Origin of the sequence: Indolivaga alginatilytica (assembly GCF_003201355.1) — a bacterium.
GTDB classification, from domain to species: Bacteria; Bacteroidota; Bacteroidia; order Bacteroidales; family Dysgonomonadaceae; genus Dysgonomonas_A; species Dysgonomonas_A alginatilytica.
On sequence record NZ_QICL01000001.1, the window covers coordinates 316,031 to 330,634 of the forward strand.

At 39.5% G+C, this 14,604-nt stretch carries 11 protein-coding genes and 2 tRNA genes; 2 read left to right on the plus strand and 11 right to left on the minus strand.

Translation table 11 applies throughout. The annotated features are described in order from the left end of the window. The first annotated feature begins 381 nt into the window (after nucleotides 1-381). Both CLV62_RS01410 and CLV62_RS01415 read left to right on the plus strand, forming a co-directional pair. The gene (locus CLV62_RS01410) at nucleotides 382-660 is read left to right on the plus strand and encodes a putative quinol monooxygenase (protein WP_110308991.1); all 279 of its coding nucleotides are present in this window, start codon (nucleotides 382-384) and stop codon (nucleotides 658-660) included. A gap of 389 nt (nucleotides 661-1,049) precedes the next feature. After that, nucleotides 1,050-1,859, plus strand: coding sequence for a helix-turn-helix domain-containing protein (locus CLV62_RS01415; RefSeq protein ID WP_110308992.1), 810 nt, complete (start codon nucleotides 1,050-1,052; stop codon nucleotides 1,857-1,859). Nucleotides 1,860-1,950: 91 nt separating this feature from the next. On the opposite strand, the gene CLV62_RS01420 is transcribed toward CLV62_RS01415, so the two are convergent. The 11 genes from CLV62_RS01420 to CLV62_RS01470 form a co-directional block, all read right to left on the minus strand. Further along, nucleotides 1,951-2,026 (minus strand) — tRNA-Gly (locus CLV62_RS01420). Nucleotides 2,027-2,046: 20 nt separating this feature from the next. After that, nucleotides 2,047-2,129, minus strand: a tRNA-Tyr gene (locus CLV62_RS01425). A 283-nt stretch (nucleotides 2,130-2,412) separates the two neighbouring features. Beyond that, complete coding sequence (locus tag CLV62_RS01430; RefSeq protein ID WP_146212663.1) at nucleotides 2,413-4,467, minus strand: hypothetical protein; 2,055 nt, start codon at nucleotides 4,465-4,467, stop codon at nucleotides 2,413-2,415. 676 nt (nucleotides 4,468-5,143) lie between these two features. After that, complete coding sequence (locus CLV62_RS01435) at nucleotides 5,144-5,923, minus strand: hypothetical protein (protein WP_110308994.1); 780 nt, start codon at nucleotides 5,921-5,923, stop codon at nucleotides 5,144-5,146. A gap of 27 nt (nucleotides 5,924-5,950) precedes the next feature. Further along, entirely contained in the window at nucleotides 5,951-6,724 is a 774-nt protein-coding gene (locus tag CLV62_RS01440) for a hypothetical protein (RefSeq protein WP_110308995.1), read from the minus strand. An 18-nt stretch (nucleotides 6,725-6,742) separates the two neighbouring features. Then, on the minus strand, nucleotides 6,743-7,441 hold the full coding sequence (locus CLV62_RS01445; protein ID WP_146212664.1) for a hypothetical protein: 699 nt from the start codon (nucleotides 7,439-7,441) through the stop codon (nucleotides 6,743-6,745). Between the two features lie 641 nt (nucleotides 7,442-8,082). Then, nucleotides 8,083-8,802, minus strand: coding sequence for a hypothetical protein (locus CLV62_RS01450; RefSeq protein WP_146212665.1), 720 nt, complete (start codon nucleotides 8,800-8,802; stop codon nucleotides 8,083-8,085). Between the two features lie 3 nt (nucleotides 8,803-8,805). Next, the gene (locus tag CLV62_RS01455; RefSeq protein ID WP_146212666.1) at nucleotides 8,806-9,555 is read right to left on the minus strand and encodes a hypothetical protein; all 750 of its coding nucleotides are present in this window, start codon (nucleotides 9,553-9,555) and stop codon (nucleotides 8,806-8,808) included. A 5-nt stretch (nucleotides 9,556-9,560) separates the two neighbouring features. Then, nucleotides 9,561-10,337 (minus strand): hypothetical protein, encoded by a 777-nt coding sequence (locus CLV62_RS01460; RefSeq protein WP_146212667.1) that lies wholly within the window; start codon nucleotides 10,335-10,337, stop codon nucleotides 9,561-9,563. Between the two features lie 652 nt (nucleotides 10,338-10,989). Next, nucleotides 10,990-12,906, minus strand: a complete 1,917-nt coding sequence (locus CLV62_RS01465; RefSeq protein WP_146212668.1) for a hypothetical protein — start codon at nucleotides 12,904-12,906, stop codon at nucleotides 10,990-10,992. Nucleotides 12,907-13,684: 778 nt separating this feature from the next. Then, a complete protein-coding gene (locus tag CLV62_RS01470; RefSeq protein WP_110309001.1) occupies nucleotides 13,685-14,530 on the minus strand; it encodes a hypothetical protein in 846 nt (281 codons plus the stop codon). Between the last annotated feature and the right edge of the window lie 74 nt (nucleotides 14,531-14,604).

Here is a 14,604-nt window from a genome sequence, read left to right on the forward strand (position 1 = left end):
AAAAAATACAGCAATAAATAGTTGTGATTCACTTATAACTCCAAAACAGAACCTTTATATTCGGACTTTCACCTAATGCAACAAAAGTGATTACTTCACGTAGTCGCTATTTGTTCTTCTGAGTACTGGAAAGGTTTGAAACCCTCTACCCTCAGCTTGGAAGAATATGCCGTTACCTAATATTTATTTTCGGGCATAAAGATATGGTTATTTTTTTGTCGATGCAATATAAATCAAAACCGACTTCGATAAACTACATTGTCGTTTTTTTACAATCGAGAACCATTTACGAGCAATATATTTGTATTTCAGAAAGTGAATTGATTCTCCAGAATTTATATTCAACAGAAATATATACTCTTTTAAAATTGTAAAATCAAGATGGAAAAAATTATTATTGCGCAGTTTAGTGTCAACCCCAATCATGTAGATCAGTTTTTATCAATTGCATCGGAACTGGTAGAGAATACCCGAAAAGAGGAAGGCTGCCTGTTTTACACACATTACAGAGCCGTTGAAAATTCGAATGACTTCGTTTTTTACGAAATATACAAAAATCAGTCTGGTGTAGACTTTCACCTGACATCCCCTCACTACAACAAAGCAATAGGGGTAATAACAGATTTGTTGGATAAAGAGCCTGCGGTTAAAATCATTTAAGTGTACCTTATTTCGATGTAGAGGCGAACCCATGTGTTCGCCCTATTCCGGACAGACACATAGGTCTGCCCCTACAAAATGGGATGGAATGGGATGAGAGGGTTAGCGAGGCTTTAGGTAAAAAATTAAATACTTACCTTTACTTAATATTTGAAGAAACAATTATTATTGCTTTTTAAAGAATAGAGTTTATATTCAATAGATTATTATATGTTTCATCTGTAGCGATTTGCTTTAACACAGAGATCACAAAGTTTAGGCACAAAGTACGCATTCAGATACTTATAAATTGTATTCTTTGTGAAAAAGCCTTTGTGAACTTTGTGTTTAAAATCTACTATTTCAGCACTATATGTTTTTATTGAATATAAATTCTAATACATAATAATATGATTCGAATATGTGACAGCTATATTCCGGCTCAACATTTGCGTAACTATATAGACAGATACTGGACTTGTAGTGTTGAAAGCAAATCCGATATAGATATGTTCCCTTTGTTTGCCGGAACGGGTGTCGATCTTTTGATTCATTTAGGCACTCCTTTCAGTTCTAAAGAACACAAACTGGCTTCGTCTCATATTCTATGCCCTCGTCAACTACTCGATTTGAGTTCAGAGGGAAATACACAGTTCATCGCCGCAAGATTCCGCTGTGGATCTTTCCGACATTTTTGTGATATAAACTTCAACGAAATAAACAATACTTTTCTTTCTGTTGAAGATATATGGAAAGAAGACGGTAGAAACCTACTTACTCAGTTACAAGACGAAGTAGTCGATATGGCTATACAGACCGACCTTCTAAACCAATTTTTCACGAAGCTATTACATAGGTACAGAAAAGATAATCAAGTAATAGACAAAGCTATAAACGTTCTATATAAAAATACGGAAGATAGTACTATTTACTCTATTGCTAAAAACATGAATATGAGTTTGCGAAATTTCGAGCGAATATTTAAGTCTGAGTTTGGTCTGTCTCCTAAACGATTCCATACTATCAGCCGTTTTCAAAAAACAGTAAAAGAGTTGTTATTAACCGATTATAATGATTATCTGCCCATTATTCTTGAAAGGGGGTATTACGACCAGCCTCATTTCATCCGTGAATGTAAATCGGAACTCAACCTTACTCCTTCGGAACTTAAAAACATAAAGGACAATAGATTGCACTTCTTTTTCGAGAGTTTACACTAGGATCGTGTTATTGGGAGGAACAAATTTTATTGAAAATTCCAGTCAATAATACAGCAAAAGCGACTACTTTACGTAATCGCTTTTTTCTTTTTGGAGCGGAAGAAGGGGCTCAAACCCTCGACCCTCAGCTTGGAAGGCTGATGCTCTATCAACTGAGCTACTTCCGCAATTGCAAGATCAAAAAAAGTGGGCAGTGATGGATTCGAACCACCGTAAGCGTAAGCTATCTGAGTTACAGTCAGACCCATTTGGCCACTCTGGTAACTGCCCTTTTTTCTTAAATGCGATGCAAAGGTAATAAAATTTTCGCTTCACCAAACAGATAGCCGCTTTTTTTTAACTTTGACAGCAAAAAAATAAACCGCCCCAAACAGGTATAATACATAACTATATCATTTAAAGGAATATGTAAGTATACAAGTCTTTCAGACATATAACGCATTCATTTAGTATATCCTGAAAATAATGAAACTGCCTATCACTATAAACCAAAAGAGGCTGTCCAAATAATTGACAGCCTCTTTTGGTTTGAAATAAAGAATGCTTTATCTTATTATTGATTATTCAGCTTTCTCAGTTCTTCAGCTTTCATAATACACCATGCGAAAGCATTGGCTGTAAAGATGGTATTATAAACCCTGTTGCCTGAACCTCCGAAATTGAGGCGGAAAGTGGGATAATTGGTATATGTCTTACCGTTTATTGTTTTGTTGGTCAGCACAAAAGGGCAAACTCCACTGTTTACATTTGCATAAGATCTGGCTTCTGATGAATTAAAACCTCCATCGCCGATAAATACGAACGGGTATTCCCTGTGACGGAAAATGGTCACTCCATTTGCAGGACGCAAGGTATTTCCGATCTCTCTGGCACCCGAATAGATTACCACTTCGTCTAAGGGCAGATTATTTACAAAATAGGTATTGGATGCATCTTCACCCCAGTTTCTACCTACAATATCATCGAAAGGACCTCTGAGGATAGGGTCATCATCTTTACAGTAGTAAGGTTTCATATCGGCAGGCATATTGCTATTATTGAAACCCAATGTATAATTAGAACCTGCTCCTGCTCCTATTACTGAAGTAATGGCAGGATTGGGATTATTAAACAACAGATTAAGGAAGTTTGCGTTCGAGGCAGTCTCTTCCGAACAGATCATAAGGATACCTCCCGATTTTACGAAATCGACAAGCTTGGCACATTTGGCAGCATCGGCGGCATTTGCATTCCTGTAAAAATCGGTATTATACCCAATCATAAAGATATCGACCTTAGATACCCCGTTTGTTCCTTTCAGGAATGATTCCAATTTTTCTGCCGACATATTTTGCCATGTAGAGGTTTGCAAGGCGACAATATCTCTATCGTCATCCACCCAACTATTGGGGCTGGTAGGGATAAAGTTTGATAAAAGAGAAGTTGATACATTATTAAAGCCCTGGAATCTGAGAATAGACCATTGGTTGTAGCCGAAGTTATTCTTGTCGGTCAGCAAAGTATTCAAATTATTAGGAGGATTGCGTGTATCAACCAAACCGGCATTGTAATAATAAGGGACTGTAGTATTCCCCAGTGTCATCAGACGCTTGCGGGGAATAAGCATACGAACGGTAGCCGTACACGATGCCGTTGAACTTTCGCTGTTGGAAATAATAGTCATAATCTTATCTGTCAGACCACGGGGAACGCCTGTACCCGTAAGGTATACTTCCTGTGTTGATGAGATAAGGACTGCCTCGCCTTTAAACGAAATACCGTCTACTGTGTTTGTCTCCAATACGGCTACCGCACCATAAGAGGTCGACGGAATATTTTTCAGTGTTACCTTTATGCGGTGTGATTGTCCGTTATACGGATTAGGTGTGGAACTCAGGGCTTGATCTTCGAAATACATACCCTCAACTACGGTAGCCGCACAATCCATCGTGAATTTAGGGCGTGCTGCCGTCGACCGTACATTTACTTTGAAGCTACAATCGGAACCGCCTCCGTTAGATGTCAACATAAACAGGTTGGGAGTATCGTCGCTCGGGTCAATAAGATTGGCACCTTGTGTATGGTTTACAGGCTCACCTGTTCCCTGAATGGTGAGTGTAATTTTTCCGGTTGTAAAGAACGTTCCCGAGGCTTCAAAGAAATAACCATTATCGGGGGTAGATACTGCCGAAATACTGTATGAACCGATACGGGTTACATTAACGGTTACTTTCAGGTAGTTAGAGGCATTTAATGCAACCTTGTCGCCATACTGCCCCACCACGGTCACCAAATCGCAATCCATATCGAAATGGGCTTTACCCATTTTACCGCAAAGGCTCTGCCATTCGAGATTCGATTTTGAGTAGTAGTTGTAACAGTCTTCATCGATATTGTATATCATCAGACTGTTTGCTGTTGTAACATTCGATACGTCGATCTCATTTCTCTGGACTTCGGTCATACGGGGAATCATAATACCTTTGGGAATGGTATCGCTGCCATTCACAATATTCCGGACATCAAGCTCTGTCAACACATTCGGGTTTTCGGTATTAACACCGACCTGAGCAAAGAGGCTACTGACCGAAAGGGAAATCAAAATCAATAGAAAAAAACGTTTATTCATTGTCATCGTTTTTAAATTAATGGGTGAGTATTTTATTAGTTAATGTTAAAGTATAAGCATAGAAAAAGCAGTGGCATGTAATCACTACACACCACTGCCGGACACAGCTTCGCCATAGATAAGCCTTAAATCGTGAGAAGTTTAAACGACAACAGATTACAGACTTCTCTACACGACAGGCATTACCGGCATCACTATTATTATTAAATTTAATTGAGGAATGTAAAAGCAGAAACCCAAACAAGTCTACAAGACACAATAGATATGATAAACAAATATCTTGCCTTGAAATTTCCGGGAATAAGTAGTGTTTTAAATGTGAAGAGGTATTATTTAACTCTCTCTCTCTCTCTCTCTCTCTCTCTCTCTCTCTCTCTCTCTCTCTAACATTTCAGCATACATATCCAAACCTAAATAGTTAAATTTTAGATTTTTATACACAGATATACATGTTAACGTTCTTGTCATAGTTATCGTAAATTGGTCTTTTACAGAGGCAAATATAATGTATTTTTTTAGAATACAAAGAAACAAATTAACAATTAATAATTTTGCTGCATAGCAAGACCGTACATCCGCCCTAAAGGATAGCTTTACTTTCTGATATAAAACCAGAATAAGATTATCCGTTTAAATATCGTCTTTGACTGACATAAAAACGGATGATCCTAAGTGACTACAATATTTTTATTGCTCCAAAATGGCTGCCTCCATATCTGTTATTTACACTACTTGCCGCTTCGTTTCCGACCCAGATTTCGAGTTCGGCATTTTGCTGAAATACAATCAGCTTCATAAATTGGGGTTTAGCCCATCCTCCCCCCGTAAATTCGTGCAGATTACCGACAGTTTCCAGAATAGCTCCTGTGGTTTTATTTCTTAATTGCATCCAGAAAAAATTGTTTCCTATGGCAGCGGGAGTTCCTGTCAATCCCATCGACGCATAAACAAGCCATGTACCGGGAGTAACTTTTATAGAAGTACGAGTCAGATTAGTCCATGCATTTATCTGACTTGCAGTCCAAGTATAGGTTCGAGCCGGGTCTGCTACATTGGGATCTGTCAGCCCCGTCGGATCCCCGTAAAGCAAACCTTTTGTTACCGCTTCTATCGGATTCAGCAAATTTTCTATCGATCTCCATGTTGCATATCCGTTAGCATCAGATATTAATCTCATCTCCGGCTCTAAACCTGTACCTGCAAGGAACAATGAGCCTTTAACCTCGAGTTTCACCGTGGGAGCTGCTCCCAAGCCTACATTTCCGTTATTATCGACTACTACATCGTCTAAAAGTTGTGAAGCCGATACCGATCCCGAAGTTGCATTATTGCCCAATCCATCGAGATGAAACAGGTATTTCGGATTCTCGGTATTGATACCTATCTGACAATAGGAAGGTAAACTTATTACGAGGGATACAATAATGTTTATAAATAAAATTCTGTATTTTAGCATAAGATTATTTGTGTGTATTTAGATGAATTATTGAAGTTTAATCGCATAAAAATATGCACCTGTAAGATCGCCCGTTAGTTGTGCATTCGTGTAATCGGTCGAAGGATTTTTTATCTGAACGGAATATTTCCGTTTTTTCTGATTAATCCCCTCTACCGGAATGGATATAAATCCTTGTACCATAGGTGTACTATAGTATTTCTGATAAACCCCTTTCCGAATCGAATAAGGCACTCCCCCTTCGCTCACATCCGAATATGTTTTTGCCCCACTGGTATTATCAGTAACTTCCTCGACAATCTTGAGCCATACATATTCGGCAGTAGCAAGCGCAGTATTCGAAATCGTACCTACAACATCCGTCTTGGCAACAATCATCCACAATCCTCCGGTCAGGTCTAATGGAACAGAAGTTATATCCTGATAGGTAGCCGACAGGTTTTTTGTCTGCACGATTGATCCCCATACTACCCTGCGCCCTATAAAGTTCGAATCGTACCACGAACCTACTCCGGCGGCATCCGATACTAAAAATGCACCTTCCCCCTGAGCACCATCCACTATACGCAAAGTACCTCTGATATCGAGTCTTACCGAAGGCGCAGGAGTACCTATACCTACATTTCCATTAGATAGAATCACTACATCGTCGGATGTTCCGCTTGTACCACTGGTGTTCTTTAACGGATCGATAAGTAAAATGGAAGTCGAACTGTTGTTTATTGTAACCGATTGAGACCACCCCAAACCGACAAATAACGTGAACAGGCAACAAACGGCTATATATTTTCTTATTTTCATTGTTATTACTTTTACTTATTACATGAGTTTTATTGCAAACAAATACGAACCTCCTATACCTGCTGAAGTGGAAGCAAATACTGAATGGTTTTGCGCATGCAGTTCGATTTGTTTAGTTTGTCCGGCGGCAACTTCAACAACTCCGGCTGTTTGAACAACACAATACAAAGAGTTGTCGTATGATGGGCGCCCTCCTGCGGCATTGACTGCTACGGCAGAAGTTTTATCATAGATTTGCAGCCATGTATAATAGCTCGACTCCGTTGAATTTTTAGTGACAACCCGGGCACTCAACAACCATTTGCCTTCGGTTATTGTTAGAGGCTGAGTACTGATTACAGACCATCCCACCCCCAATAATATGTTATTGGAAATTACACCACTCAGAATTTTAAATTTGAATTCAGAGTCCCAATAGCCTAATCCCGTACCATTGGTGGTAAAGATATTACCACTGCCCTGCGTTCCGTCATCGATGCGGATGGTTCCTCTTAAATCTAAAGTTGCCGTAGGATTGGCAGTTCCTATCCCCACCCTTCCATTCACACTTACAATCACATCGTCACTATCGTTGGCAGGCAACGATGATGTTCCCCCGGTATTTAGTTTAGGATCAATATGAAAAGCACCGAACGGGCTTTTGGTATTGATACCGACCTGCGCTTGCAATAAACCGACAAAAAACAAGCCCACGAGTAACAGAAAAAGTTTTTTCATCACCATATTTTTATTTAGTTAGCGTTAATTTCTTTACAATCGTCATTAATTACCTTCATATTAGTTAGTTTCAAGTAAAAAAGCAGCAGCATGTAATCGCTACACGCTACTGCCGGACATAGTTGTGACACAGGTAAACAGGTGTTTCGTGCCGACTTTGAACGACAACAACAAAACAAACCGGTTACACGAAAACGTTTACCGAAACAACTATCAATATATTTATTGGGGATATATTTACAGGAGCAGACAAATGCGTCTTTTTGACTCACAAACAAAAAAAGACGGAGAACCCCGTCTAAAATATTTTTAAGTACGCCCGATAGGGTACTAGTTAGCTCTCTCTCTCTCTCTCTCTCTCTCTCTCTCTCTCTCTCTCTCTCTCTAATATTTCGGCACACATATCCAAACCTAAATAGTTAAATTTTAGATTTTTATCTGCGAATATGTTTGTTAATTCATGCCTCATCATACATGTAAAGAGTTATTTTACAGGGACAAATATAGAAAAAAGATTATCAATAACAAAAAAGATATACTTTTAAGATTTCACTAATACAATAAAGTCATGCTACTATTAATATAACATGACCTCGTTAAGAATATAATAAAGCGGTGGTACTTTATCCATAAAACAATCTCTACATCCTAAAGACTACTATCGAAGGGTTTACCGTTCCGCTGCCATTAATAACCCACGGCTGACCTCCAACCGAAGGTGTAACATATACCTGTAAATAATTGCCCGGCACGCAATTGGTAGCCATCAGCATGGTAGTAAAAGCAAAAGGCGTATTGGCGGTTGCCGGAACATAGTACTCTATCGCATCGACGTTACTTCCGTTCTTCCGCAGGTAAAAATACGCACTCACAGCCCCCGATGCACCTATGGTGGTAGTAGTTCCACTCCAACGGATAGTAACCAGATAATTTCCGGCACTCACTATATTTATCTGGGTGTTGCTTCCGTCAAGAGGCATAAGTGTAGCTGCTGCGTTAGGAAATGTTTTTGCGGCTGTTACCTTCATTGTGTAACCACCACTGCCCTTTATCACACCCCAACTGGCATTACCGCTAGCGTCCGACATAAGTATGCGGTCGGCAGCTTGCGAGCCATCTGTCATCCTAAAAGCTACATTGCCCGCAGGCACAGCGATATGCACCTTAGCGGCAGGTGAAAGCGTGCCCAAGCCCATATTTCCGGTTACATCTACAACAACGTCGTCTGTTACCGTTGTAGGACTATTTTTATTGGGATCGATATGGAAAACTCCCGCAGGGCTTGTTGTATTAACACCTACCTGAGCAAATAAAACAGGTACAACCGATATAATCAAGAAAAATAAAATATACTTTCTCATCATTTAAATTTTAAACAGTACAATACTCGGATTCCAGTTAGGATTAGTAACCGAAGCAGTACCCAACACCCAATTAAACGTAGTACCGGTACTACCGATAGACGGTGAGATGAACAACTTGAGCCAACTACCGGCAGATACAGTAGCATAGAGACTGGTGGTGAAACAAAACGGACTATTTGCAATGGTACGCACATAGTATTCGATAGCATCTTTGGCAGTACCTCTGCTAGCCGTTCCATCGCTACCCTGATCCAGATACAAATAAGCACTGGTTTCGTTATTAGTTCCTGCCGATGTGGTAGTACCCCACCAACGCACAACTACAAGGTAGTTGCCCGCTTCGGTAATCTGCATGGCTTTCACTAAAGATGTAGTTCCATTTCTGTAATTGATATTTCCCAAAACATTATAAATAAATCCTCCCGATGCAGGTTGGTCTACCCACGTTGCATTGCCCGAAGCATCGGAGCGTAAAATGCGTGTATCTTTCTGCGTTCCATCAACAATCCGCAAAGCGGGCGTTGTCCCGTCGCCTGCAATATGCAGCTTGGCGGTAGGCGAAAGCACCCCTAATCCCATATTTCCGGCGGCATCCACCACTGCATCATCCGAAACATTGGTTACCCCCGATGTATTCCGTACCGCATCTACGTGAAATAACTTTTGAGGCGTTTCGGTGTTAATCCCGATCTGTGCCCAAAGAACAGTACCTGTTAGAAAGGCTATCGTTAATAAAATATTCTTTTTCATAATCATTAAACTCTATAAACAACAATGCTCGGATTCCATGTCGTATTTGTGCTGGAGGATGTACCTATTACCCAGGGTCCTCCGATCGAAACCCTGATATATACTTTGAGGTAAGTTCCGGCTACCACCCGTGCAAAGAGGGATGTGCTGAAACAAAATCTGCCCGAATCGCCCGGAGGCATCACATAGTATTCGACCTGATCCTGCAAACCGGGACTATCGGTACTCCACACATTTGCTGCCGACGAACTTTGCATCACATAGAAATAAGCCGCCGTTTGTTTCGCGGTATTCAACGAACTCGATATGCCCCACCACCTGATAGTCACCAGAAAATTGCCTGTATTGGTTACCTGTATTGCTTTCAGCAGATTGTACACATTGTTAGCGTAGGAAGTGGTAGTTGAGCCTGTGATGTTGTAAATAACCCCATCGGTTGTCGGGGGATTTATCCACGAAGCGTTACCGCTGGCATCGGCACGGAGTATCTTATTCAAACCCTGCGTGCCATCTGCTATACGCATTGCCGGAGTAGTACCCGTGGTTGCAATATGCAGCTTAGCAGTGGGAGTTACTGTACCTGCACCAATGTTACCTTTAGCATCAATCAGAACGTCGTTTGCCGCCTGAGCTGCCGTTACGGAAGCCGAGGAGGTATTATCTCCTGCCCCGTCGATATGAAACACACTACCCGAAAGAGGTGCCAGGGTATTTATACCCACCTGAGCCATACATAATCCGATGGATAATAAACTAAAAATGAACATAAAACCTTTTTTCATTGCCTTAATTACTTTATATGTGTTTGTTGTTGTTGTTGTTGTTGTTGTTAACGAATAACTGATAACTGATAACTGATAACTGTAAAAAAGCAGCAACTTGTAATCGCTACACGCTGCTGCCGGACATAGTTCTGCCAAAGGTAAACGGATGAATCGCACTGATTTTGAACGACAACAAAAAAACAAATCAGCTATACGAAACTGTTTACCGGAATAACTATTAATATATTTATTGGGGGTATATTCACAAGAGCAGACAAATGCGTCTTTTTGACTCACAAACAAAAAAAGACGGAAAACCCCGTCTAAAATATTTTTAAGTACGCCCGATAGGGTACTAGTTAGCTCTCTCTCTCTCTCTCTCTCTCTCTCTCTCTCTCTCTCTCTCTCTCTAATATTTCGGCACACATATCCAAACCTAAATAGTTAAATTTTAGATTTTTATATACGAATATGTTTGTTAATTCATGCCTCATCATACATGTAAAGAGTTATTTTACAGGGACAAATATAGTATTTTTATATTAAAAGAAAAATAATAATTAACAATATCCTATTTTCTTTAAAATATAAGGTCGGGCAATTGGTTATCGCCCGACCTTACTTAGCTTCTTCTAAAAAAGAAGCCACCTCTCTTACTACATTACTATTTTTATTGTTCTTTTTGAGATCTTTTCAATTCATCGGCTGTTTTAATACACCAAGCTATAGCATTAGCCGTAAATATGGCATTATAAACAGGGTATTTAGTGATACCACTGGGTGAACCATAATTTTCTCTGATCCCCGGAAAATTCAAATAGGTTGTACCGCTAATTGTCTTGGAACGTAATCTGAATGGACACAGGGTACCATCCGTTGTTACATTATTATCATTCGAGTTAAAACCTCCGTCTCCTACCCATACAAAAGGCAATGTCCGGTGACGAAATGCTGTTGCAGCATTGGGAATAGCTACTGAGGTTGTGCTGTTTATATTTTTATTGGAGGTATAAAGCACCACTTCATCCAATGGCAGATTCGTTGCATAGTAAGTGTTTGTTATGTCTTCGCCCCAATACAAGCCTCCGATATTACCAAAAGGCCCGTTAAGGATGGGATCTTCTTTACTTTCAAATTGATAGATTGCTCCCGGAGGGTTATTCGCACCACCATTTACGGTAGTTATATCTTGCTTATTAAATATGGCACGCAGCAAATTCTGATTTCCTGCCTGAGATTCGCAACAAGCCAGAAGAATACCGCCATTATTTACAAATGCTGCCAGCTTTTGAGCAACTGATGCTGTGATGGCATAATCGTAACCAATGCTTACAATATCAACAGGGGGAAATCCTGCTTTTCCGGTGGTTAACAACAAAGCCAGATCTGCTTCATAAACATTAGCGTATGCATCTGGCATATTGATTATGGTACGACCATCGTCAGTCCCGTTCCAGTTATTACTTCCAAAAGCTGTACCCTTATTTTTAAAACCCGAATAGCGTACAATACTGTTTGTCAAAGGTCCAAAGTTCAACGGGTCTGTTATCATCTTATTAGAAGCAGCTCCCACATTACCAAAATTATAACCGTAAAGAGTAGCATTCCCTATTGTCAGGATTCTTTTGGGAGGTATAATAATATACACATTGGCCAAACAGGTTGCTGTAGATGATTCGCTGTTCGATTTTATATACATCTTTTTGGTTGTGTTGGCAAATGGAACGCCTTCGCCTTGCAACCTTACAGTCTGAGGACTGGAGGTAAGCACACCGCTACCTTTAAATTTGATTCCATCCACCTCATTGGTTTCTATTTCATAGGTGGCTCCGAAGGAGGTCGATTCTACGGCAAGTACAACTTCTATATAATGCGAACCATTCAAAGCTTGCTCTTCGTAATATTCTCCGAAAACTTTGGTTCCCGAACAGGTCATTGTATAGCGTGGTTTGATTGCCGAGTTTTTAACCTCTACATCAAAGGTACAGGCACTTTCTTCACCATTAACACGAACGCCATTCAGGGCAAGCGTAAAGTTATCTTTGTTGGGTGTTGTGTATTTTGCGGGTGTTCCCATTCCCGGAACTATTATCGTATAGGTTCCTGTTGATAAAAATTCGCCCGAAGTAGTGAAATAATATCCGTTCTCGAGCTTCGGGTCGGTAACGGTAGCCGCTATCGAATATGTTCCCGGCTTAGTAACGTGTACAATTACAGTAACATAATTTGCTCCGCCAAGAGCTTCTCCGTTTTTATATTCGCCGGCAACTTTTACGGCATCACAATTTATTGTAAAGATTGCTTTTCCGATTTTTCCGCAAAGACTTTTCCATTCTTTCTCTATCTTGTGCCAATAATTGAAGCAGTCTTCATCGGTATTGAAAATAAGCAGACTTTGTTGATTAACGCTAGTCGGTTTAATTTCATCTCGCTGAGCTTCAGTCATTCTAGGGATGAGTATTCCTTTTTCCGAATTTACGATCTCCAGAATAGCCTTTTCATCAGGCGATTCGGTATTTATCCCGACTTGTGCCGGAAGAGTGTTAATTAACACTGAGCATATAAGTAGTAAAAGAAATTTCTTCATTGTCATTTTTAATTATTAGTAAAATATAAAAGCGTAGTTGTCAATATTATTTGGCAATAAAAGAACAGCAGTATGTAATCACTACAAACTTCTCTTGCATAGCACATAAGTAAACTCTTCATGCGTAATACTTAGAGCGACAACAATAGGAATTTACAGCACGAAAAGTATTACTCGTGCAAGTCTAAAAATATTTATTATTTGAAGATTTCAGAATATAGAGAGTCAAGTAGATAAAATATGCAAAGTGAAATTTTTCTGAGCATAATCTAAACTTGAGAGACATAAGTGAATCATCACTTATTTCCGAAAATTGTCTTTTGTTTGAGTATTCTAAGACTCCCGAAGCAGATACTAAATTATTAAAATTTAGAAATTTATTAATTATAAAAGTTATCAAAAGTTGTCCTTTAGTTGTCCTTTAGTATGTGATTATTCATCTAATCGGGCACAAAAATAGATAAGTTTTTATAAAAAACAATAAGGATGCGTTTATTTAACACATTATTGAGCATTTTTATTTTAATATAAAATCACAAACAACTATATATCAACACATAACAGAAATACAATATTTTCAGCAGCCTAATTTTCTATCTTTTTAATACGAGAATTACCCATAACGCAAAAAAAGGAAAAATATAGTCTATAATAAAAAGCATAAATTACATAAGTAAATGTCAAGAAAACAACACATGACATTCCGGAATCAACAAAAAAGAACAGCTCATAAAAGTATGAGCTATTCGGTTTATAAAAGCCACCAAATGTAATCTGTTTAGTCACCCATTCTCAAAATAGTAAGATGTGTAGAGCGTGCCGCTAATGTATTACCGGCTTTCAGATGACAGTTACCCGATTGCCCCCTACCCATCTGAATAGTCCAAATCATAGGCGTAGTTACAACAATGGTAGCGGCAATTGTTCCTCCATGATTCGAAAGCCCCCCTTCGGTATGAGAGGAGGTGGAATGGATACGAAAGCCCGGACCGGCACCACCGCCCATATCAGCAGGGTAATATCGCAGAAGATCGCAGTAATAAGAAGACAAGGTACACCCTGTTGCATTATGCGTGGCTTCATAGACAAGCGAAATATTATAGGTTCCCGGCTGAAAAGTAAGCCTGTTATTAGTTGTATTGAAGGAAATATATTCGGGGATACTATTTACAACCTCTCGCATAGGCACCCTTACAGCGTAACCTACATCTTCAGTCAGTAAGAAATTAGGTATATCATTGGCTACTTCATAAACAGCAGGCTTGGGAATCTTCAATTCGTCCGTTTTTTGCTTCACTACCTCTTTAATGATAAGGGAATGTATAAGGAGTGCCCACTCGCTTCCCGACCAATAATATACATTATTAGCCTCCATCTTGTCACCAAGTGCACCTCCGCCCGGAGCCGCCTTAGTATTGAAAACCAACAACCCGGTGGCAGGAGCAACTATAGTAACTACATCTTTGGTACCCAAGAGTGTGACCCTCGGTAAAAGAATTCCTTTATCTGTCGCATATACTTCGAGTGCCGCACTCGGATGTACATCTTCAGTATTAATACCAATCTGCCCCGAGAGCAGCAGTGTATCAAACAAAAGAATCAAAACAGCAATATATTTAATCATACTATTTTTTTTAATTGTAATTCTAATCAGTTAGCAGTTACTTTACTCGTAACTCGTAACTAATATATTTTACT